The sequence below is a fragment of the Streptomyces sp. NBC_00691 genome, assembly GCF_036226665.1.
Taxonomy (GTDB): domain Bacteria; phylum Actinomycetota; class Actinomycetes; order Streptomycetales; family Streptomycetaceae; genus Streptomyces.
This window is the reverse complement of record NZ_CP109007.1, coordinates 7,678,730-7,701,658: the sequence shown is the minus strand read 5'-3', so window position 1 is coordinate 7,701,658 and position 22,929 is coordinate 7,678,730. Positions and strand designations below refer to the sequence as shown.

Annotated in this window: 11 protein-coding genes; 7 read left to right on the top strand and 4 right to left on the bottom strand. The window is 73.0% G+C overall.

Annotated elements, in window-relative coordinates:
- The first annotated feature begins 110 nt into the window (after positions 1-110).
- The 5 genes from OG392_RS34485 to OG392_RS34465 all read left to right on the top strand — a co-directional run bounded on the left by OG392_RS34485 (position 111) and on the right by OG392_RS34465 (position 15,618).
- Complete coding sequence (locus OG392_RS34485) at positions 111-5,825, top strand: non-ribosomal peptide synthetase/MFS transporter (RefSeq protein WP_329286086.1); 5,715 nt, start codon at positions 111-113, stop codon at positions 5,823-5,825.
- Positions 5,822-9,124, top strand: coding sequence for an amino acid adenylation domain-containing protein (locus tag OG392_RS34480; protein WP_329286083.1), 3,303 nt, complete (start codon positions 5,822-5,824; stop codon positions 9,122-9,124). The genes OG392_RS34485 and OG392_RS34480 overlap by 4 nt, the downstream gene beginning before the upstream one ends.
- Before the next feature lie 108 nt (positions 9,125-9,232).
- A complete protein-coding gene (locus OG392_RS34475) occupies positions 9,233-12,382 on the top strand; it encodes an AMP-binding protein (protein ID WP_329286081.1) in 3,150 nt (1,049 codons plus the stop codon).
- 158 nt (positions 12,383-12,540) lie between these two features.
- A complete protein-coding gene (locus OG392_RS34470) occupies positions 12,541-14,049 on the top strand; it encodes a DUF4246 domain-containing protein (protein ID WP_329286079.1) in 1,509 nt (502 codons plus the stop codon).
- A 318-nt stretch (positions 14,050-14,367) separates the two neighbouring features.
- Positions 14,368-15,618 (top strand): DUF2254 family protein, encoded by a 1,251-nt coding sequence (locus tag OG392_RS34465; RefSeq protein ID WP_329286077.1) that lies wholly within the window; start codon positions 14,368-14,370, stop codon positions 15,616-15,618.
- Between the two features lie 196 nt (positions 15,619-15,814).
- Here the strand turns inward: OG392_RS34465 and OG392_RS34455 are convergent, their stop codons facing one another.
- The 3 genes from OG392_RS34455 to OG392_RS34445 form a co-directional block, all read right to left on the bottom strand.
- Positions 15,815-16,963: a DUF475 domain-containing protein gene (locus OG392_RS34455; RefSeq protein WP_329286074.1), complete on the bottom strand. Its 1,149-nt coding sequence runs from the start codon at positions 16,961-16,963 to the stop codon at positions 15,815-15,817.
- A gap of 605 nt (positions 16,964-17,568) precedes the next feature.
- Positions 17,569-18,336: an SDR family NAD(P)-dependent oxidoreductase gene (locus tag OG392_RS34450; protein WP_329286073.1), complete on the bottom strand. Its 768-nt coding sequence runs from the start codon at positions 18,334-18,336 to the stop codon at positions 17,569-17,571.
- A 129-nt stretch (positions 18,337-18,465) separates the two neighbouring features.
- On the bottom strand, positions 18,466-19,389 hold the full coding sequence (locus OG392_RS34445) for an NADP-dependent oxidoreductase (protein ID WP_329286070.1): 924 nt from the start codon (positions 19,387-19,389) through the stop codon (positions 18,466-18,468).
- A gap of 126 nt (positions 19,390-19,515) precedes the next feature.
- Between OG392_RS34445 and OG392_RS34440 the strand changes: the two genes are divergently transcribed.
- Together OG392_RS34440 and OG392_RS34435 are read left to right on the top strand one after the other, a co-directional pair.
- On the top strand, positions 19,516-20,568 hold the full coding sequence (locus tag OG392_RS34440) for a GlxA family transcriptional regulator (protein WP_329286068.1): 1,053 nt from the start codon (positions 19,516-19,518) through the stop codon (positions 20,566-20,568).
- 101 nt (positions 20,569-20,669) lie between these two features.
- Complete coding sequence (locus OG392_RS34435; RefSeq protein WP_329286066.1) at positions 20,670-21,896, top strand: cation:proton antiporter; 1,227 nt, start codon at positions 20,670-20,672, stop codon at positions 21,894-21,896.
- A 57-nt stretch (positions 21,897-21,953) separates the two neighbouring features.
- On the opposite strand, the gene OG392_RS34430 is transcribed toward OG392_RS34435, so the two are convergent.
- A complete protein-coding gene (locus tag OG392_RS34430) occupies positions 21,954-22,928 on the bottom strand; it encodes an ABC transporter substrate-binding protein (RefSeq protein ID WP_329286064.1) in 975 nt (324 codons plus the stop codon).
- Position 22,929: the final 1 nt, after the last annotated feature.

Here is a 22,929-nt window from a genome sequence, read left to right as displayed (position 1 = left end):
TCCGCCCCGAACCTGCGCCCGTCCCACCGGGCACAGGCCTCTCCGCCGTGCCCGGACCCGCCGCGCCCGCATCCTCCGATTCCCCTGCCGAACGCCCGAACAGGAACCCGATGACGGATACCCAGGACCTGCCCACCGGCTGGTCCGCAGCCAAGCGTGCCCTGCTCAGCCAGCGGCTGCGCGGCGCCGCAGCCCCCGCCCGGGTGGTGGACCCCCGCCCGGCGGACACCGCGCCACCGCTCTCCAGCGGTCAGGAACGGCTCTGGTTCATGGACCAGTTCGCACCCGGCTCCACCGCCTACACACTGGCACCCGCCCGCCGGTTCCGGGGCGCCTTCGACCGTGCCGCCCTCGATGCCGCGCTGACCGATCTGGTGGCCCGGCACGAGAGCCTGCGGATGACCTTCCGCACCACCGAGGCCGGCACCGCCGAGGTGAAGCTCGCCGAGCCCGCGCCGTTCGCCGCCGCGTACGTGGACGCCGGCGCGGACCCGGACCCCGAGGCGCGCGCCGCCGCCGCGCTCGGCGCGGTCATCGCGGAGCCCTTCGACCTCCAGGCCGGACCGCTGGTACGCGCTCTGGTGGTGCGCGTCTCCGAGGACGACCACGTCCTGGCGCTGGTGATGCACCACATCATCAGCGACGGCTGGTCGATCGACCTCCTCAACCGCGAGCTCGATCTCCGCTACGCCCACCACGCCCATGGCGCGCCGGGCGAACTCACGCCCCTCGATGTGCAGTTCGGCGACTACGCGGCCTGGCAGCGGGACCGCCTGGAGAGCGGTCGGCTCGACGCCTCCCGTGCGTACTGGCGCGCCGAGCTCGACGGCGTACCGGCCCTGGAACTGCCTTCCGACCGTCCCCGGCCTCCGCTGCTCACCTTCGACGGGGCCGCGACCGAGTTCCGCTGGAGCCCGGAGCTCTCCCTGCGGATCGGCGAGGTGGCGCGGTCCTACGGCGCCTCCACGTACATGGTGCTGATGGCCGCGTTCCAGGTCCTGTTGAGCCGGCACACCGGCCAACGCGACTTCGCCGTCGGATCCGCCGTCGCCGGCCGTCTCCACCGTGAACTGGAGAACGTGGTCGGGGCGTTCGTCAACATGCTGCCGATCCGCGCCCGGCTCTCCGCCGACCTCGCCTTCGGGCAGCTGATCAGCCGGGTCCGCGAGACCACGCTCGACGCGTACGCGCACCAGGAGGTGCCGTTCGAGCAGATGGTCAACGACCTCTCGGTGGAACGCGACGTGAGCCGCGCCGCCGTCTTCCAGACCACCTTCGCCTTCCAGAACTACGGCGACCACACCGCCGTGCCCGCGGGAGGTCCCGGGGGCCTGGACGCCGAGGGCTTCGGCTACGAGGCCACGACCACCCACGCCGATCTCGCCCTCTACATGCGCGAGGAGGCGGACGGCGGACTCTACGGTCTGTTCACGTATCGCACCGACCTCTTCGACGCCGGCACCGTCGAACGGTTCGTCGAGCGGTTCGAGCTGCTGGCCTCGGCCGGCACCGCCGACCCCGCCTTGCCGGTCGACCGGATCCCGATGCTCGGCGCGGCCGAGCGGACGGCCGTCCTGGAGACCTGGGCCGCCGGTCCGCCGCTGCCGGACGGCGGCCCCGCCACGCTCACCGAGGCCCTCGCCCGGGCGGCGGCACGGACGCCGGACGCGCCGGCGCTGGTCTTCGAGGACCGCACGCTGACCTACCGCGACCTCGACCGCCGGGCGAACGCCCTGGCCCGGCGCCTCCGGGCGCTGGGCGTGGGTGCCGACGACCGGGTGGCCGTCTGCCTGGAGCAGTCCGCCGAGCTGGCGGTCGCCCTGGTCGCCGTCCTCAAGGCCGGCGGCGGCTATCTGCCGCTCGACCCCGAGCAGCCCCCCGCCCGGCTCGCCCACCTGGTCGCCGACGCCGGTGCCAAGGTCCTGATCACCGACACCGTGCTCCGCGCGCGGTGCGGCGACCATACGGCGGTCGACCTGCTGACGGACGACGGCGCCGCCGCCACGGAGCAGGACGGAGCGCCCCTCGCCGAGGTGTCGGGCGCCGACCACCTCGCGTACGTGATCTACACCTCGGGCTCCACCGGTACGCCCAAGGGTGTCGCGGTGCAGCACCGCCAGTTCCTCAACTACCTGGCGGGGGCGGGCGAGCGGCTGCGGATCGCGCCCGGCGCCTCCTTCGGGCTGCTCCAGTCGCTCGCCTTCGACTTCAGCATGACCATGCTCTACCTGGCCCTGACGACCGGTGGCCGGGTGCACCTCCTGCCGCGCCGGATCGCAGGCGTGGAACTGGCCGAGGAGATCGAGCGGGCCGGCATCGACCACCTCAAGATGACGCCCTCCCATCTGGCCGCGCTGACCGCCGACGCGCCGCTGGAGCGGCTGCTGCCGCGCCGTGCGCTGGTTCTCGGCGGCGAGGCCAGCGGTCGGTCGTGGGCCGCGGGCATCGCCGCGCTCGGCCGGTGCGCGGTGTTCAACCACTACGGGCCGACCGAGGCGACGGTGGGGATCACCGTCCACGAGGTCACCGCCGACGGCCTGGACGCGCCGGGCAACACCCCGATCGGCACCCCGCTGGCGGGGGGCCGCTGCTACGTCCTCGACGAGGCCCGCAATCCCGTTCCGCCGGGTGTCACCGGTGAGTTGTACCTGGGCGGGGACCGGCTGGCCCGCGGCTATCTCGGGCGGCCGGACCTGACGGCCGAACGGTTCCTGCCGGATCCGTACGCCGCTCCGTACGCCGCTCCGTACGCCGCTCCGGTGGGCGCGAGGAAGGCCGGGGCGGACCCGTACGGCACCGGCCGGGGCGTCCCGGCGACCGGCGGCCCGGAGACCCCCGCGACCGGCGGGCCGCGGATGTACCGCACCGGCGACCTGGCACGCTGGCGCACCGACGGGACACTGGACTACCTCGGCCGTGGCGACGACCAGATCAAGGTCCGCGGCTACCGGGTCGAGCCGGGCGAGATCGAGGCCGCGCTCACCGCGCTGCCCGGCATCACCCAGGCGGTGGTCCTGGCCCGCGGCGAGGGCGTCAGGCAGAACCTCGTCGCCTATCTGGAACGCCCCGCCGGCGGCGCGGCACCGGCCGCCGCCGAGCTGCGCGCCGCCCTGGGCGAGGTCCTGCCGGACTACATGGTCCCGGCCCGCTACGTGGTCCTGGAGCGGCTGCCGCTGCTCGCCCACGGCAAGGTCGACCGGAAGGCGCTGCCCGCGCCGGCGGACGGCCCGGCGGCCGGCGCCCAGGTCGATCCCGAGGGCGAGACCGAGCAGGTGATCGCCGCCATGTGGGCGGACCTGCTGGACGTCCCCCGGGTCGGCGCCCTGGACGACTTCTTCGAACTCGGCGGTCACTCCCTGCTCGCCACGCAGGTGGTCGCACGGATGCGGCGGGCCTTCCCCGACCTGGCCACCCCGGTCGGTGTGATGGACCTCTTCAAGTACCCGACGGTCCGTCGGCTGGCCGGGCTGGTGGCCACCCCGGAGGGCGAACGCGGCCCGCGCCGGCTGCTGCACCTGCTCACCCCCGAGCGCCGCCAGGTGGCCGCGAGTGTGGTCTGCGCCCCCTACGGCGGTGGCAGCGCGCTGATCTACAAGCCGCTCGCCGACGCCATGCCCGCGGACTGGGCCCTGCACTCCATCGCCGTCCCCGGCCACGAGCTGGGCGAGGAGGCGCTCGACATCGACGAGGTCGCCCGGCTCTGCGCCGAGGAGATCGTCGCGAACGTCAAGGGACCGCTGGTGCTCTACGGGCACTGCGGGGTCGGCGTCCGGCTGACCGTGGAGATCGCCCGCCGGGTGGAGGCGGCCGGCCGGGAGATCGACGCCGTCCACCTCGGAGGCATCTTCCCCTTCGCCCGCCCGAAGGGCCGCGGCGCCGCGCTGGCCGAACGCTTCGCCGGACTGGCCGCCCGCCTCCGCAGCGACCAGGGCATGATCAACGCCCTGGCCGCGGCGGGTCTGGACGTGGACGAGGTGGACGAGGAGCAGCTGCGGCTGATCGTGCGCAACCGCCGGGTCGGGACCCAGGGTGCCGAGCGCTACTTCGGCGAGCTGTACGAGGGCGAGGGTGGCACCCTCACGGCGCCGGTGATCGCCGTCTGCGGCGACCGCGATCCGGCGACCGAGTTCTACCAGGAGCGGTTCCGCGAGTGGCACCGGATCACCGGAACCGCCGCCGTGGTGGTCCTCGACGAAGCCGGTCACTTCTATCTCAAGTACCGAGCCGAGGAGTTGGCCGACATCCTGACGGGGGTGCACCGTTCGATCGCCGCCGGTGAGGAGGCCCGGCACGAACGCACCGCCGACGCCACCTGGTGGCTGGCCGGCCTGTCCCGCGACGTCCCGGACACCGCACCTGCTCCTGAGCCGGATCCCGGACGGCAGGGGACGGCGGAGCGGTCCGGGCCGCCGGCGGAGTCCCGTGAAGCCCGCAGGCGCCGGCCCGTGCGCCCGACCATGGGCCGCTTCCTGACGATCGCCACCGGCCAGCAGCTGTCGATGATCGGCTCGGCCCTCACCGAGTTCGCCCTGCCGATCTGGATCTACCTGCAGAGCGGCTCGCTGCTCCACCTCGGCCTGCTCGCCGCCTTCGGACTGGTGCCCAGCATCGTGGTCGCCCCGCTGGCCGGCGCCATCGTCGACCGGGGCGACCGCCGCCGGGTGATGCTGTGGGGCGACATCGCGGCCGGTCTGACCCAGGCGGTGCTGCTGGCCCTCCACCTCAGCGGCTCGCTGGAGATCTGGCACGCCTACGTGATGATCTCCCTGCTGTCCGTCGCACTCGCGTTCCAGCGCGTCGCCTGGGGCTCGGCGGTGCCGCAGCTGGTGCCCAAGCGCTTCCTCGGCCGTGCCAACGGCGTGGTGCAGATGGCTCTCGGCCTGGCCCAGTTCCTCGTTCCGCTGATCGCCGTCGGCATCCTGCACGTGATCGGCCTCGGCGGCATCCTGGTCTTCGACGTCGTCAGTTACGTGATCGCCACGGGCATCACCCTGGCGGTGCGCTTCCCCGACGCGATGGCGGCCACCCGCCGCGAGAGCGTCGGCGCCGAGATCCGGGCGGGCTTCCGACGGGCGCTCGGCAGCCGCCACTTCAGGGCCATGCTGTTCTGGTTCGCGGTGCTCAACATCTTCCTCTCCCCGCTCTTCCTGCTCGTCACCCCGCTGGTGCTCTCCTTCTCCACGACCGCCGCGGCGGGCTGGGTCTCCACGGCGGCCGGCCTGGGCGCCGTTCTCGGCGGCCTCACCCTGCTGGTCTGGGGCGGCCCGCGCCGGATGCGTCTGCGCGGCGTCATGATCGCCACTCTCGGCCTGGCCGCCGCGTGCTTCGTCACCGGCCTGCGGCCCTCGGTGACCGTGGTCGCCGTCGGCGCGTTCGGCATGACCTACGGGCTCGCGCTGCTGAACGGCATCTACGCGACGGTCGTCCAGACCAAGGTGCCGATGCGCTTCCACGGCCGGGTGATCGCGGTGAACACCATGGTCGCCTGGTCCACCCTGCCGATCGGCTTCGCCCTGGTCGCTCCGGCGGGCCCCGGGCTGCTGCAGCCCCTGATGGACGAGGGCGGTGCACTGGCCTCCAGCGTCGGCGCGCTGATCGGCACCGGCGAAGGGCGCGGTATCGGCCTGCTCTATCTGGTGTTCGGCCTCGCCATGGCCGCGCTGGCCCTCGTCAGCTTCTGCATTCCCGTCCTGGCCCGCTTCGACCGGGAAGTCCCGGACGCCGAGTCCGACGATCTGATCGGCCTGGAGACCCTGCGGACCCGTGCGCGAGGCGCCGGTCCCGAGGCTCCGCAGGCCCGCGCGAAGAGTGAGAGGAACGCATGACCGCCCCGACCCCGATCGCCCGGCATCCGCTGACCGACGAGCAGCGCCGCCTCTGGTTCCTCCAGCAACTGAACCCGGAGGACGCCGGGTTCAACATGTACCTGAATCGACGCTGGAGCGGTCCGGTCGATCCGCGGGCACTGAGCGCGGCGCTCACCCGGCTCACCGCCCGCCACCGGGTGCTGCGCACCCGGTTCGCCACGGACGGCGAGCAGCCCGTCCAGCTCGTGGAGCCCGTGCGGGACATCGCACTCACCCTGGTTCCGATACGGGACGACGCGGAGGAGTCCTTCACCGCCGCGTGCGCCCCCTTCGTCAACGCGCCCTTCGACCTGGCCGAGCGGCCGCCGCTCCGGGCCGTCCTGGTCAGCGCCGGGGAGCACGAGCACGCCGTGAGCGTGGTGGTCCACCACATCGTCTCCGACGGATGGTCGTTCACCGTGCTGTGGCGCGACCTGCTCGCGCTGTACCGTGAGGAGATCGGCGAAGGACCCGCCGAACTCCCGCCCTTGGAAATGCAGTTCGGGGACTTCGCGCTCGCCGAACGGTCGAGGCTCGACGGCGGTGCGGCCGAGGACGCGTTCCGGTACTGGAGCGAACGGCTGACAGGCGTCGGCGCCCTGCGGATGCCGCTGGACCACCCGAGGCCCGCGGAACCCGCCCATCCGGCCGGCTTCGCCGAACTCGCCCTCGGGCCCGACCTCGTCTCCGGAGTCGACGCCCTGGCCCGTGAGCAGCGCTGCACCCCGTTCATGGTGCTGCTCGCCGCGTACCAGTGCGTCCTGGCCCGTTGGACCGGCACCACCGACTTCGCCGTCGGCACCCCGCTGGCCGGCCGCAACGAGACCGCCCACGAAGCCCTGCTCGGCTACTTCTCCCGTACCGGCGTGATCCGGGCCGACCTCACGGGCGATCCCGGCTTCCACACCGTGCTGCGCCGGGTGCGCTCCGCCACGATGGCCGCGCTGTCCCATCAGGACGTCCCGGTCGAGCGGGTGGCCGCCGCACTGGGGCTGCCCGTGCTGCCCGGCGTCGGCCCGCTCTACCAGGCGGTGTTCGTCCACCAGAGCCAGTACGAGCTGGCCGGCGCCGACGAGCGGACCGGCCTGCCCGCGGGCGTCCGGACGGCGAGCATGGACTCCGGTTTCGATCGGGCCAAGACCGATCTGCTGCTGGACAGCTGGCGCACCCCGGACGGCGGGATGACGCTGTCGTTCTGCTTCGACCGGGAGCTCTTCGAGCGTGCCACGGTCGAGGCCCTGGGCCGCCGGGTGCGCGACCTGCTCGCCCGGGCGGTCGTGGACGTGGAGGTCCCGCTGCACGGGGACTGGCTGCTGCCCGGGGAGGAGCGCGCCGCGCTGCTCGCCCTCGGCTCGGGACCCGCAGTCGCCGAGGGCGCCCGGCCGATCCTGCGCGGTTTCGCCGACCAGGTCGCCGCCCACCCCGACGCTCCCGCTCTCGCCTGCGCGGGGCGGATCATGACCTACGAGGAACTCGACCACGCCTCCGATGAGTTGGCCGGCCGACTGGGTCCCGTGGCGGGCCGTGCGGTGGGCGTCCGGATCGCCCCCTCCTTCGCGCTGGTCACCGCCCTGCTGGCGATCTGGAAGGCGGGCGCCGGCTATCTGCCGCTCGACCCCGCGCACCCGGTCGAGCGGCAGCGGCTGATGCTCGGCGAGGCGGACGCCGCCCTGCTGCTCACCGGGGTCGGAGGTCCGGAGCGGGGTGGACCCGAGCTGGGCGTCCCCCGACTGGATGTCCCGGAGCCCGGTCGCCCGGAGCCGGCCGTCGACGGTCCGCGCGGCACGGGCGGGCCCGCCGGACCGGTGGACGCCGGCTCCGGTAGCACGGGGCCCGCGGCGGCCGCGCCGCTGCCCGGGACCGTACCGGGCGGCCTCGCGTACATCCTCTACACCTCGGGATCCACCGGTGTCCCCAAGGGCGTCGCCGTCGAGCACGCGGCTCTGGCCGAGCGCGTGCGGTGGATGGCCGGACCGGAGGGCTACGGGCTCGGACCCGGCGACCGGATCGTCCAGTTCGCCTCCATCGGCTTCGACACCCACGCCGAGGAGATCTGGCCCGCTCTGACCGCGGGCGCCTGCGTCGTCCTGCTGCCCGACGGCGGCCGGAGCCTGCCCGACCTGCTGCGCGGCGAGTCCGGGCGCTCCGTCACCGTTCTCGACCTGCCCACCGCGTACTGGCAGGAACTGGTCTCGCTCGGAGACGCGACCCCGTGGCCACCGGCGCTGCGGCTGGTGATCCTCGGTGGTTCCGAGGCGCGCTCGGCCACCGTGGCCCAGTGGCGGGAGCGGCAGGGCGACATCGTCCGGCTGGTCAACACGTACGGCCCGACCGAGGCCACGGTCATCGTCACCGCGGGCGAACTCGGCGGCCGCCCCGTGGACGGGGCCGCCGCCGGACAGCGGCCGCCGCTCGGGCGTCCGCTGCCGGGGGTGCGGCTCTACGTCCTGGACGAGCGCGGCGGGCTGCTGCCCGCCGGATCCGAGGGCGAGCTGTACATCGGCGGGCACGGCCTGGCGCGCGGATACCCGGCCCGGCCCGAGCTGACGGCGGAGGCGTTCCTGCCGGATCCGTTCACCGATGTCCCGGACGGCCGGATGTACCGCACCGGGGACCGCGTACGGTGGCGCACCGACGGGCAGCTGGAGTTCCTCGGTCGAGCCGACGGCCAGGTGAAGATCCGCGGCTACCGGATCGAGCCCGCCGAGATCGAGGCCGCCCTCACCGCCCATCCGGCGGTCGGCCAGGCGGCCGTCGTGGTCCGCGACGGCCGCAGGCTGGTCGCCTACGCCGTCGTACGGCCGACCGCATCGGACGGGGCCGCGGCCGCTCCGGAGGCGGACGAGCTGCGCGAGCACCTGGCGCTGCGGCTGCCGGCCTTCATGGTGCCGGAGGCCGTGGTCCTCCTCGACACGCTTCCGCTCACCTCTCACGGCAAGCTCGACACCGCGGCTCTGCCCGACCCTGAGCCGGTGGGCGCGGTCGACGCGTATCTGGCGCCCCGCACGGATGCCGAGGCTCTGGTGGTCGAGCTCTGGCAGGAGGTGCTCGGCGTACCGAGGGTCGGCGTGCTGGACGACTTCCTCGCCCTCGGCGGGGACTCGCTCCTGGTCACCCGGGTCGCCGCCCGTATCCGGGCCGACGTCGGCCTCGACATGTCGATCCGCGACGTCTTCGAGAGCCCCACCCCGGCGGCCCTGGCGGCCCGGGTCGAGGCTCTGCTCATCGCGGAGATCGACGCGCTCAGCGAGGAGGAGGCCGTGGGCCGGCTGGACTGACACCTCCTTCGGACTTCGGATCCAGGTACGGATCCCGTCGTCGTGGAGTCCGGGCAGCCGCGGCCCGGACTCCACGACGGGGCCCGCCCGCCCTCGGCCCGACGCCGAATGCCGCTCAACCGCCGAATCGCCGAACCGCCGAACCGCCGAACCGCCGAATCCCACCGAATCGCACCGGAGATCGCCATCGCCACCACCGTGCCGCCCGCCGCGACGACCGTCCCGGAACTCCTCGACGCGCGGGCCACCGAACACCCGGACCGCTTGGCGCTGCAGGTCGTCGGCGGCGGGGAACTCACTTACCGCCGCTGGCGCGAGGAGGCACTGCGCGCCGCCGCCGGGCTGGCCGCCGCCGGAGTCGAGCCTCACGACAGGGTGGTGCTGCGGTTCTCCAACACACGCTGGGAGAGGTACGCGGTCGGCTTCCTCGCCGTCCAGTACGCGGGCGGGGTGCCCGTCCCGGCCCGTGAGGACCTCTCCGAGGCGGATACCGCGGCCCTCGCCGCGCTGGCCGAGGCCGGCACCGTTCTGACGGACGGTGGGCCACCCGCCGTACCGGGCCTGCCGGAACTGCGTCTGGACGCCCTTCTCGCGGCGCACCCCGAGCCGCCGGACGAGCCGCCGCACCGGGTGGGCCCCGCCGACCCGGCCCAGGTGATCGGCACCTCCGGCACCACCGGGGCGCCCAAGTGTGTCGTCGCCGCCCACGGCAACCTGACCGCCGGACTGGCCGCGTACCCCCGCCGCCGTGCGTACGCGCACTCGCGGCACGCCCTGCACGCCTTCCCGATCGGGACCAACGCGGGCCAGGTGATGCTGCTCACCGCGCTGACCGCCGCGCCCGCCGTCCTCAGCCTGCCCCGCTTCGACGCGGAGCAGTTCGGCGGCGCCGTCGAGAGGTTCGGGGTCGGGACCGCCTTCCTGGTGCCCTCCATGGTGATCGAACTGGTCAACGCGGGCACCGCGGAGAGGCACGACCTGCGGAGTCTGCGTCTGGTCAACTCCTCGGCCGCCGCGCTTCCCGTACCGGTGGCGGCCGCGCTGGCCGCGGCCCTGCCGGGCGCCACGCTGGTCAACACCTACACCTCCGCCGAGGCCTCCCCCGCGCAGATCTCCACCGTGGTGGACAGGCGCCGTCCCGGCTCGCTGGGCCGCCCGGCGGACCCCCGTGACCTCCGGATCCTCGGCCCGGACGGGCTGCCGCTGCCGACCGGGCAGGTCGGCGAGGTCTGGCTGCGCCAGCCCGGACCGCCCCGTGGGTATGTGGGCGACGGCGGGCGGAGCGCCCAGGTGTTCCGGGACGGCTGGGTGCGGATGGGCGATGTCGGACGCCTCGACGCGGACGGCTACCTGTACCTGGTCGACCGGGAGAGCGACGTCATCAAGAGCGGTGCCCTGAAGGTCTCCACGCTGCGGATCGAGGAGGTGCTGCACGAGCACCCCGCGGTCGCCGACGCCGCCGCGCTCGGGCTGCCCCACCCCGTGATGGGCGCCGTCCCGGTGGCGGTCGTGGTGGCCGGCCCCGGCGGCCTGGACCCGGACGAACTGCGGATGTTCCTGAGCGCCCGGCTGAGCCGGCCCGAGCTGCCGGTACGCATCCTGCTCGCGGACGACCTGCCCCGGAATCCGAGCGGCAAGGTGGTCAAGCACCGGCTCCGCCCGCTGTTCGACCTGCCCCCGGAGTCCACCGGTCCGGTTGCCGCTCCCGCGACCCCGACGGAACTCCGGCTGGCCGCGCTCTGGCGGCGGCTGCTCGGCCGGCCGGTCACCGATGTGGCCGCCGAGTTCTTCGCGCTCGGCGGCGACTCGTTCCGGGCGGTCCAGCTCGCCGCCGGCATCAGCGACGAGTTCGGGATCCGGGCGGGCACCGCCGTGGTCTTCGAGCGCCCCTCGCTGCGCGCCCAGGCGGCGTGGGTCGACAGCTCCGACCGGCGGCCGGCCGCCACTGCCGGATCGTCTGCGGGGGCGGAGACCGTGACGCCGTACCTGGCCGCGCTCCGTGCGCAGCCGCACGCCGTCGCCCTCACCTCGCAGCAGGAGAACTTCTTCCGCTGGATGGCCGACGCACCCGGGCGTGACGCCGGAGCGGTGACGGCGCTGTTCCGCGTCACCGACCGGCTCGAACCGACGACCCTGGGCCGGGCGCTCACCGAGGTGGTCCGGCGCCATCCGGCGCTGCGCACCCGGTTCGAGACGGTGGCGGACGGGGTGGTGCGGGCGGTCCTCGACGAGGAGCCACGGGTGCGGATCACCCTGACCGAGGCACCGGGGGCCGCGGACGCGGAGGTGGACGCCCTGCTCCTTGCCGAACGCGACCGTCTCACCGACCTGGCCCGCGACCCGATGACGCGCCTCCTGGTGGTCAGCCGCTCGGAGACCGACCACGTGGTCCTGGTCGCGACGCACCACATGGTGTCCGACGGCTGGTCGGTCGGTGTGCTCCTCGCCGACCTCGGCGTCTGCTACTCGGCGCTGCGGCGGGGCCGGTCGGCGCCGCCCGCCCGCTCCGGCCCGGGCTACCAGGAGCTGGTGGACTGGGCGAACGCGCACTGGCCCGCCTCGCGGGCCCACTTCGGGACGGCGCTGGCCGGAGCGCCGGAGGCCGTCGAGCAGTTCGCCGGCCGCCGCGCGGTGGAGGAGGTCCTCACCGAGGCGCACGAGTTCGAGGTGCCTGCGGCGTCGGCCGAAGCCCTGCGGGCCCGGGCGGCCGAACTGGGAGCCACCCCCTTCCTGGCCGTCGCCGCCGCCTGGACCGGACTGCTGGCGAGCCGCAGCGGTCATCCCGACCTGGTCGTGATGACCCCGGTGCCCGGACGCCCTCGCCCCGACGCCGAGCGGACGGTGGGCTGCTTCGTCCAGTCGCTGCTCCTGAGGGTCGACGCGAGCGGGCAGCCCGGTTTCGCCGAGCTGGTGGACCGGCTGCGGGTGGTCTACGCCGAGGCGCTGGACCACCAGCTGTACCCGTTCGCCGAGTTCAGCCCGTCCGCGCCGTTCGCGGCCTGGCTCCGCTACGAGGCGTGGGCCGCGCCCGCGCAGCTGCCGGGTCTGGCCTGCGAGCCGTGGGAGCTGCCGCGCGGCAGCACCGTTCCCTGGCCACTGCCGGGTGGCGACCGGGGCGTGCCCGAACTGACCGTGGTCGAGCAGCCGGAGGGCGGCCTGCGGTGCTGGCTGCAGTACAACGCCCTGGCGTTCGATCTCCCCGTGATCACCGGGCTCGCCGAGGAACTCACCGCAGCGCTGGCCGCCGCCTGCGGGTGACCCGGCCTCCGGGCCCACGGCCCTCGTCCGGGCACACGGCACGTGTCCGGCCCGCGCCCGCAGCGCCGCGGCTGCGCCCGGGAAGGACCGAGGCCGTGGTGTCAGTCCGCTGAAGTAGGCTTCCCGCCACCGAACACCGACTCGGAGGACCCAGAGAATTGACCGGCCTGTCTGCCTTCCCGCTCCCCTTCCACTCGTCCCGTTCCCTCTCGTTCGCGACCCCCCGGACGCTGCGGGAACTCGAGCTGATGGAGTGCAGCTCCCACATACGGGCGAAGCCGGAATGGTTCGACAAGAGGAACGACCCCGCCGTCGTCGCCCGCTGGACGAAGGAGGCGATCGCCCAGGGCCTCACGGAGGCGCAGGTCCGCTACGTGCTGGCGGAACTCGCGCACTACGCCGCCCTGCGGGACCCGCGGACCGGCCTCGAGGTGTCGGCCGTCGACGGGGTCTGGCAGTCGGACACCCTGATCGACGACAAGCTCCAGGCCCGGCTGCGCGAGGCGGTCCGGGTGCTCGAGGACGTCCCCGAAGCGGATCTGGACTGGCATCCCGGTTCCGACGGCCAGGTGCTCGACCTGGTGCACCCCTCGTTGTACTGCCTGGTGAAGGACGTGAGCGGGACACACGAGCGGGCCTGGAAGAACCCGACGAACCGCTACTCGACGTACGAGTTCTCGGAGCGGTTCCAGTGGCTGCCCACGGACGTCGACATCGACGACGACGGCGAGGTCTCCTTCCGCTCGTACGTCAACAACGTCCACCCCGAGGCCCATCGCGAACTGGCGGCCGTCCTGCCGGACCTGTTCGCCCGTATGCGTCCGCTGCTGGAGAACGTGCTCACCGACCTGCGTCATCCGCGGCCCGTGCGGATCGTGACCGATCCATGGGGGTGGTACGACTCCGAGCCGAAGCACCCGGAGAAGTCCGACCACAGTGACGACGCGGCGTACGCCGAAGCCGTCCGCGCCTGGGAGACGGCGCAGGACGACTGGTGGGAGAACCGCCGCCCGGTCGTGCCGGACGCCCCGGCCTTCACCGCGCCCGAGGTGCCCGACGCCTCCGCCCGGGTCGATCTGCGCGGCCGCGGTCTCCAGGTCATCGTCAAGCTCGCCACGATTCACCTGACCCCGGAGAAGCCCGAGTACGCGGGCGGCTCGTGGCACGTCGAGGGGATGGTGAACGAGCGGATCGTCTCGACCGGCATCTACTACTGGGACAGCGAGAACATCACCGAGAGCCGGCTGAGCTTCCGTGCGGCACTCGACGATCCGGAGTACGAGCAGAACGACGACAACGGTCTGCGTGACGTGTACGGGCTGGAGGACGAGGACTCGCTGAACCAGCTGCTCGGATCGGCCTCGACGCCGGCGGGCCGCTGCCTGGCGTTCCCGAACATCCTGCAGCACCGCGTCGGCTCGTTCCGCCTCGCGGATCCCACCCGGGCGGGACATCGTAAGATCCTCGCGTTCTTCCTGGTCGATCCGTCGGAGAAGATCGTCTCGACCTCGGACGTGCCGCCGCAGCAGCCGTGGTCCGACACCTCGACCATGACGCTCGACCAGGCCAGGGACTTCCGCGAACAGCTGATGCGGGAACGCAAGTTCTTCGTCGACGAGCACAACGAGCAGCTCTACGAGCGAGAGTTCTCGCTCTGCGAGCACTGAACCCGACGGGTGGCGGTCGGCCGCCAGGACGTGAGGTGCGTCAGCGCCGACGGCGACGGCCGCCGGGCCCCGTCGGCGTCCGCTCGTAGCGGAGCACGGTACGGACGCGGGAGGGGCGGCGGCGCGGCCACCGGGCGTGCCCCGGCCGGAACGTCCCGGACGACCCCGGGCCGGTGCCGGGTCATCCGTTCGTACGCCGAACGCGGGCACGCGCGGCGGAAGCCGCGCAGAGTGGGTCACGACGCCGAGACGGGGAGGTGGCGATGCCGACTCATACCATCCGCCGCTGCTCAGGGGAGCACGCGAGCGGACGCGGTCGTGTCTGAGCCGCCGATGACGACGGTGGGCGCGGGGCATGCGGCCGAACGTGTCGTCCGCCCGCGGCGGGCGCTGCGCGCCGGCATCACGCACGCGGTGGCCGCCGGCGTGGCGGTGGCGCTCGGCATCCTGCTCCCCGCGATCGACGGCGGCTCCCGGGTCGCCGGGGACCGCGCCGTTGCCGTCCTGAACGTGCTCGGTGTGGGCGTCCTCAGCGTCACCGCCCTGATCTTCTCGCTGATGTTCCTCGTCGTGCAGTGGGCCGCGGGCAACTTCAGCCATCGCCTCGCCCTGTTCCGCTCCGACCCGCTCGTATGGCGCGTGTTCGCCTTCGTCCTCGGTGTGCTGGTCTACTCCGTCACCGCGGTCCTGGCCATCGGCTCGCAGAGCACGGTGTCCGTGGCCGTGCCGATCGCCGCCCTGGTCATGGCCGCCGCCGCGTTCGTGTTCGTCCGTCGCCTCCAGCTCGTCGCGCTGCGCTCGATCCAGCTCTCCCATGTCCTCGACGAGCTGCGCGACCGTGGCCTCCACGTACTCGACGTCTACTGTCCGCCGGGCGAGGAGGCGGGCTTCCGGGACTCCCCGCCGGGAGCGCCCCTGCTGCCCGGTTCCGTCACCGCGTCGGTCCCCTGGCGGGGTGCGTCCGTGCTGGTGGAGCAGTTCAACCTGCTTCCGCTGGTGGCCGCGGCACGACGAGGGGGCGCGGCCGTCGTCCTGCGGGTGAAGGTGGGAGAGGTCCTGTACGACGGTGACCCGGTGGCCGACGTGCACCACGGCACGGTCAAGGCGGCCGAGGTCCTGAAGGCGGTCGTCGCCGGCTCCGAGCGCACCTTCCACCAGGACCCCGGGCTCGCCTTCCGGCTGCTGTCCGACATCGCTCTGCGGGCGCTGTCCTCGGCGATCAACGATCCGGCCACCGCCGTCCAGGCCCTGGACGCGGTCGAGGACCTGCTCCGCCGTGCCGCCGCGGGACCGGTCGGACAGGAGACCCGTGCGATCGCCGACGCGTCGGGCACCGTGCGGGTGATCCTGCCCGTGCCCGGCTGGGAGAGTCTCCTCCGGGTCGGTCTGGACGACATCCTCGTCATCGCGCCCGCGATGCCGATGGTGCTCGCGCGCTGCCGGAAGCTCCTGACCGGCGTGCTCTCCGTCGCACCCGCCCCCCTCCGCCCACCGCTCGAGGAGCGACTGGCGTGGACGGAGCAACAGCTGACGAACCGGCCCCCCTTCATGCGGGGCGAGGCTCGGTAGGACGAACCGGGCGGCCGAGGACGTGCTCGCCCACGCCGAGGCCGAGCACATCGCCTTCATCCCCTGGTTCCCGATCGCCACGGGCGAGCTCGGGCGCCGCGGCGGCCCGCTGGACGCCGCGTCGAAGGTGCACGACGCGAGCCCCCGCCGCGTGATCCGAGCCGGCGCGCCCCGGGGCGCGCGCCGGCCGGCCGGCTCAGACGCCGGAGGGGACCTCGGCCTTCTCGGTGGCTCCCGACTGTTCACCCTCGTCGGCCGCCAGCCTGCGGTTGCGTCGGACGGAGGACCAGAAGGACCAGGCGATCAGGACGACACCGATGAGTCCGGTGACGACCTCGGGGATCTGGTAGCGGATGGAGATCATGAGGATCACGGCCAGGGCGCCGATCGCGTAGTGCGCGCCGTGCTCCAGGTAGACGTAGTCGTCGAGGGTGCCCTGACGGACCAGGTAGACCGTCAGCGAACGGACGTACATCGCGCCGATTCCGAGGCCGAGCGACATCAGCACGATGTCGTTGGTGATGGCGAACGCGGCGATGACACCGTCGAACGAGAAGGACGCGTCCAGGACCTCCAGGTAGAGGAACATGAAGAACGCGGCCTTGCCGGCCATCACGACCGCCGGGACCTTCTTGCCGCTCTTGCGGGCCTCTTCCTCGGCCTCGTGCTCGCGCTCCTCCTCTTCCTCCAGCTTGTTCTCGAAGTAGCCGGAGAGACCGCCGACGACGAGGTACGTGATGAGACCGAAGACGCCGGAGAGCAGGACCGTGGCCGCCTTGTCGACGTGCAGGCCGCCGTGCTGGTGGGCCTGGGTCGCGAAGGTCATGGCGCTGACGGCCAGGACGACCAGGGCGATGCAGACCGACAGCATGTCGATCTTCCCGAGCTTGGCCAGCGGGCGCTCCAGCCAGCCGAGCCACTTGATGTCACGGTCCTCGAAGATGAACTCGAGGAAGATCATCAGCAGGAACATCCCGCCGAAGGCGGCGATCGACGGGTGGGCGTCGGTGACGAGCTGCTCGTAGCGCTCGGCGTCGTTGATCGCCAGATCGACGGCCTCGATGGGGCCGACCTTGGCGCTGATCGCCACGATCACGACGGGGAAGACCAGCCGCATGCCGAAGACGGCGATGAGCACACCGATGGTGAGGAAGATCTTCTGCCAGAAGGCGCTCATCTTCTTCAGGATCCCGGCGTTGACCACCGCGTTGTCGAAGGACACCGAGATCTCGAGGATGGACAGGATCGCCACGATCCCGAAGGCCGCCCATCCCCCGTACAGCACGGCCGCGACGAGGCCGAGCGCGGTCACCGCGAACGACCAGCCGAACGTCTTCAGAAGCACTGGCTACCCAATCGTTTTGTGCGGGGCTCCCCCCGCGAGCCGTACCTGGCTTTACCAAACCCTGACCGAGTCTAGAGCGAGACCTCGGCATCCCGCCGCACTCCGGCCAACGGTGTGGACCCTCCGCCGTTGCCATGGAACCAACACAACTCCCGTGCGGCCGACTTGACGGCACCTGGGACTCCGGAGGCCGTGACGAGTTGACTCCCGGGCGGTACACCGTACGCACCGACCCGCTTCCGATCACACCCTCGCCCCTTACTGAGAGGACGTCATATACGTGGCCTTTCCGTCGCGTTCGCACCCCGCTCTCCCTGGCATGGCTGAAAGAACCTCGCTGGAGAAATGGTTGAGATCATCCCGACGCACTCGGCGCACTGACGGCGGAATACACGTGTGGCAGACAGGCGCAATTCCCTCCCGGCTCCCCTTACGCTTCGGCGTGAACGCCTGACGACGTTCGTGCTGAACACACCGTTCTACAACCCCACCACTTCTCGCGCGTGATGTGGCGAGCATCGACCGTTTCGATGACGGGCGAATGGAGTTCGGGCTCGGCGCCGGCTACGTGAAGGCCGAGTTCGACGTTCAGGTTCCGTTCAAGGTCAACTGCGGAGGTACGAGGCTCCGTTGAGGTCGAGGATCGTTCCGGACGACCATTCCGCCGCAGGGGAGGCGAGCCACAGGACGGCCGCCGCGATCTCGGCGGGTTCGGCCACCCGGTCGAACGGGCTCTGGGCCCGGATCGCGGCGCCCTCGTCCCCCTCCAGGCGGGAGGAGACCCGTTCCGTGGCGAAGAATCCGGGCGCGACCGAGGCGACGGCGATCCCGTGCGGGGCGAGCGAGACCGCGAGCGACTGGCCGAGCGCGTGCACGGCCGCCTTGGTGGCACCGTAGGCCGGGTGGTCGGGTTCGCCGCGGAAGGCGCCGCGGGAGCCGATGTTCACGATGCGGCCGCCGGAGCCCTGGTCGATCATGCGGCGGGCCGCGAGATGGCTCAGATTCGCCGTGGCGAGCAGGTTCACGGACACGTGCTGCCGCCAGACCTCCACCCACTCCTCGTACGGGGTCTCGGGGAGGGGGTGACGGAGGTTCACCGCCGCGTTATTGACCAGTACGTCGATCCCGCCGAGCGCCCCGGCCGCCGCGTCGGCCACGGCCACGGCCCCGGCCGGGTCCGCGAGGTCGCCCCCGACGAGGACGTGGCCCGTTCCGTCGAGGGAGTCCAGGGTGACGCGGGCCTCCTCGGCGCGCGAGCCGAAGTGGACGGCGACCCGGTCACCGTTGGCCGCGAACGCCTGCGCGACCGCTCTCCCCAGCCCCCGGGAGGCACCACTGACGAGGACACGACGGCCGGAAGCGGGCAGGTTCATCGAGGGCCTTTCGAGGGCGGGACACGCGGATGATCATTCTCCACGGCGCCCCCGGGGCCCCGGGCGGCGGTACCGGGCCGGCGGGGGCGGGCCCGCCCCTGCCCGCCCGGGCCCGCCCCGTCCCCCGACTCAGGCGACCGTCAGGACGATCTTGCCCGTGGTCCGGCCCTGCTCGCCGATCGCGTGGGCCTTCGCCGCCTCCGCGAGCGGCACGACGACCTCGACCACAGGCCGCAGCCTCCCCTGCTCCACCAGGGCCGCGATCTCGCGCAGACCGAGGTGGTCGGGCTCCACCAGGACCCAGGCCGCCCGTACACCGTCGCGCGCGGCGGGGACGTCGTCCGGGCCCGGCAGGGTGATGAGCCTGCCCCCGTCGCGGAGCACCGCGAGGGAGCGCTCGGCCGTCTCCCCGCCGATACCGTCCAGGACGACGTCCACATCGGAGACGACGTCCTCGAAGCGGGTCTCGCGGTAGTCGATCACCTCGTCCGCGCCCAGCGTTCGCAACAGCTCGTGCTTCCCCGCGCTCGCCGTGCCGATGACGTACGCCCCGCGCGCCTTGGCGATCTGCACGGCGAGGTGTCCCACTCCCCCGGCCGCCGCGTGCACCAGCACCCGCTCCCCGGGGCGGACGTCCGCCGCGTCGACGAGGGCCTGCCAGGCGGTGAGCGCCGCCAGCGGCAGCGCCGCGGCCTCCACATGGGTCAGGGAGGCGGGCTTGGGGGCGAGGTGCCGCGCCGGGGCGACCACGTACTCGGCGTATCCGCCGGCCTGCCGGGGGAACAGCGGCATGCCGAAGACCTCGTCGCCGGGGTGGAAGATCCCCACGCCGGGGCCGACGGCATCCACCGTGCCGGAGACGTCCCATCCGACGGCCGGAACGGCGCCCCACTCGATGAGGGCACCGCCGGCCCGGGTCTTCCAGTCCACGGGGTTCACCCCTGCCGCGTGGACCCGCACCAGGACCTCGCCCAGGCCGGGCTCGGGGCGCTCCACCTCGCGCTCGACCAGGTTCTCGGGTCCGCCCCACTGCTCCACGACCACCGCACGCATGCTGTCCGCCTCGTTTCCGTCTCGATCCCTTCGCCCCGGACCGTTCCGGCGGCGATGCGTCCACGATCCGGTGCCGGAGCCCCTCACGGTGTTGGCCGTTTGGCCAGCATGTGACAGGATCTGGCCATGAGGATTTCAGCCGAAGCGACCAGCGGCACCGCACGGGAAGCGGCACCGACGCCGCACCGGGTCGCCGTCCTCGCCCTGCCCGGGGTGCCACCGTTCGAGCTCGGCATCCCCTCGCGGGTCTTCGGCAGCGCCGTGGACGCCGACGGCAGCCCCTTGTACGAGGTCACGATCTGCACGGCCGACGGCGCCCCGGTGCTCAGCGACGCCGGGTTCACCGTGCAGCCCGCGGCCGGTCCCGAGGCGCTCGCCGCCGCCGACACCGTGGTCCTCCCTCCCACGCACGCCATGCCGGAGCTCGGCCGCGGCGGCCCGCTGCCGCCCGAGGTCGCCGCGGCCATCGACGGCATCCGCCCCGGCACGCGACTGGTCTCGATCTGCACCGGGTCGTACGTGCTCGCCGCCGCCGGGCTGCTCGACGGCCGGCCGGCCACCACCCACTGGAACCTGGCGCCGGAGTTCCGCCGGGCCTATCCCCGGGTCAAGGTGGACGAGGACGTGCTCTTCGTCGACGACGGCGACGTGCTGACCTCCGCGGGCGTCGCCGCCGGGGTCGACCTGTGCCTCCACATGATCCGCCGCGACCACGGCGCCTCGGTCGCCAACCGGGCCGCCCGCATGTGCGTGGTGCCCCCCTGGCGGGACGGCGGGCAGGCCCAGTTCATCGACCGGCCCGTGCCCGAGCCCACCCTGGCCAGCACCACCGCCACCCGCGCCTGGGCCCTGGAACACCTCTCCGAGCCCCTCACCCTGGCCCGGCTCGCCGAGCACGCCCGGATGAGCCTGCGGTCCTTCACCCGGCGGTTCCGCGACGAGGTCGGGGCGACCCCGGTGCAGTGGCTCACGGCCCAGCGCCTCGAACTGGCCAGGCAACTCCTGGAGTCGACCGACCTTCCGATCGACCTCGTCGCCCATCGCGCCGGACTCGGCTCCGGGAACTCCCTGCGCGCGCACATGCGGACGGCCTTCGGCGTGTCGCCCGCCGCCTACCGCCGCGCGTTCGGCACGGGCGCCGTACCGGACCGGCGGCAGGACGGGGAAGCGTCCGCCTGAGCGGCGTGCTGGCTCGGGTCGGCGCGGCATTCGCCATACGCTGCCTCTCCACCGTCGGGACGAACCCGCCGGGACCGAGCCCCTCCGAAAGCACGGATGTCTTGCTTGCCGTCACCGTCATCGCCGGCATTCTGTTCACCTGGTGCGTCCTGTCGCGCCGGCTCGCGCTGTGGAGCATCACCGCACCGATCGCCATGATGGTGGCGGGCATCGCCCTCACCAGCGGCTCGGACCCGCCGCTCGTCTTCGACTTCGGCGACCTGGCCGGCTTCGAACGCGCGGTGGAGGTCGTCCTCGCGCTGCTGCTCTTCGTCGACGCGACCGAGGTTCCGGCCGGGGCCATCCGGAGGGAGCGGAGCGTCGTCGCCCGGCTCCTCGGCGGCGCGTTGCCGCTGACCCTGGGCGCCGCCTTCCTGGCCGCGCTCGCCTTCTTCCCCGACCGGCCCGGATGGGTGCTCGCGACCCTGGCGACGGTCGTCGTCCCCCTCGATCTGGCACCCGCCGCGGCACTCGTACGGGACGAGCGCATCCCGGCGCGTCTGCGGGAGCTGCTCAACGTCGAGGGTGGCCTGAGCGACGGCGTGGTCTCACCGGCGTTCCTGATCTGTGTCGCCGCGGCGGCCGAGTACCACACGGCCGGCGCCGACTACGCCGAGGCGCTCCTCGACGCCGTCGGCGCGGCGGGCTGGGCCGTCGGAGCCGGATCGCTCGTCGGCTGGCTGGCCGGACGGCTGTTGCGCCGGTCCTGGGCGAAGGGCTGGACGCTGCCCGCCGCGGCACGCCTCGCGGTGCTGAGCGTGCCCCTCGCCGCGTACTCCCTCTCCGTCTTCCTGGGCGGCAACGGCTTCGTCGCCTCGTTCGTGGCCGGTGTCTGCGTCGCCCCGGCGATGCGGCATCTCCCCGAGGGCACCGTGAGGATGACGGACGACCTGGTGACCCTGTCGACGCTCGCCCTGTGGTTCCTCTTCGGGCAGTTGGTCAGTGACGAGTTCTGGGACGGGTTCCATCTGTCCGTCGTGCTCTACGCCGTCCTCGCCTGCACCCTGGTGCGGATGGTGCCGGTGATGATCGCGCTCATCGGTACGGATCTGTCCCTCTCCGACCGGCTGTTCCTGGGGTGGATGGGGCCGCGAGGCGTGGCCTCGGTCGTCTTCGGCCTGCTCGCCGCGATCGAGCTGCCCGCAGCCGGTGGCGGTGACTTCGTCTCCCGGGTGATGGTGATCACCGTCATGGTCAGCATCGTGCTGCACGGACTGAGCGCCGAGCCCCTCGGCCGGCGGTACGCCCGGGGCCGGGGCACCCCGGCGAAGCCCGGGGTCCGGGGGTGAGGACGTGCGGAGGGCCGGGCCGGGGCTCACACACCCGGCCCGGCCCTTCGCACCCCGTCAGGACGGGAGCCACGTCCGCCAGGTGGCCTCGTTCTCCTTCACCCAGCGGCCCGCCGCCTCCTGCGGCGACAGCTTCTGGTCCGCGATCATCAGGGCGACGTCGTTCTGCATGCCGGTCGTCCAGCGGAACTTCTTCAGGAAGGCGGCCGCGTCGCCCCCGCCGTCCGCGAAGCGGGCGTTGAGGAACTTCTGCAGAGGCGTGTGCGGGTACGCGCACGCCACCTTCTCCGCGTCGGCGTCACAGCCCTCCTGGTAGGCGGGCAGCTTCACCTCCGTCATCGGGACCTTCTCGAAGAGCCACTGGGGCTTGTACCAGTAGCTCAGGAACGGCTTCCTCTCCTTGGCGAACTGCTTGATCTGCGTGATCTGCGCCGCCTCGGAGCCCGCGAACACGACCTGGTAGTCGAGGTCCAGGTTGTCCACCAGGGCCTTGTCGTTCGTCACGTACGACGGGGAGCCGTCGAGCAGCTGTCCCTTGCCGCCGCTCTCCGCGGTGCGGAGCTCGTCGGCGTACTTGTTCAGGTTCTTCCAGTCGGTGACGTCGGGGTGCCGCTCGGCGAAGTACGTCGGCACGAACCAGCCGATGTGGCCGGTCACCCCGAGATCGCCGCCGCGGCTGATCGTCCCCTTGTCGTCGATGTACCGCTTCTCCTGCTCCGGGTGGCCCCAGTCCTCCAGGATGGCGTCCACCCGGCCCTGGCTGAGCGCGTCCCAGGCGGGCACCTCGTCGATCTGTACGGTGTCCACGCGGTAGCCGAGCTCGTGCTCCAGCAGGTACTGGGCGACGGCGACGTTGGCCTGCGCGCCCACCCACGACTGCACGGAGAGCGTCACCGTACGGGAGCCCTTCGCGTCGGCGTACGGGGAGGACTGGCGGGTCATGTCGGCGGCGCCGCAGCCCGTGAGGCCGGCCGCCAGGGCGGCGGCGGTCACGAGGGCGGAGCCGCCGAGGGCGATACGTGTGCGAGCCATC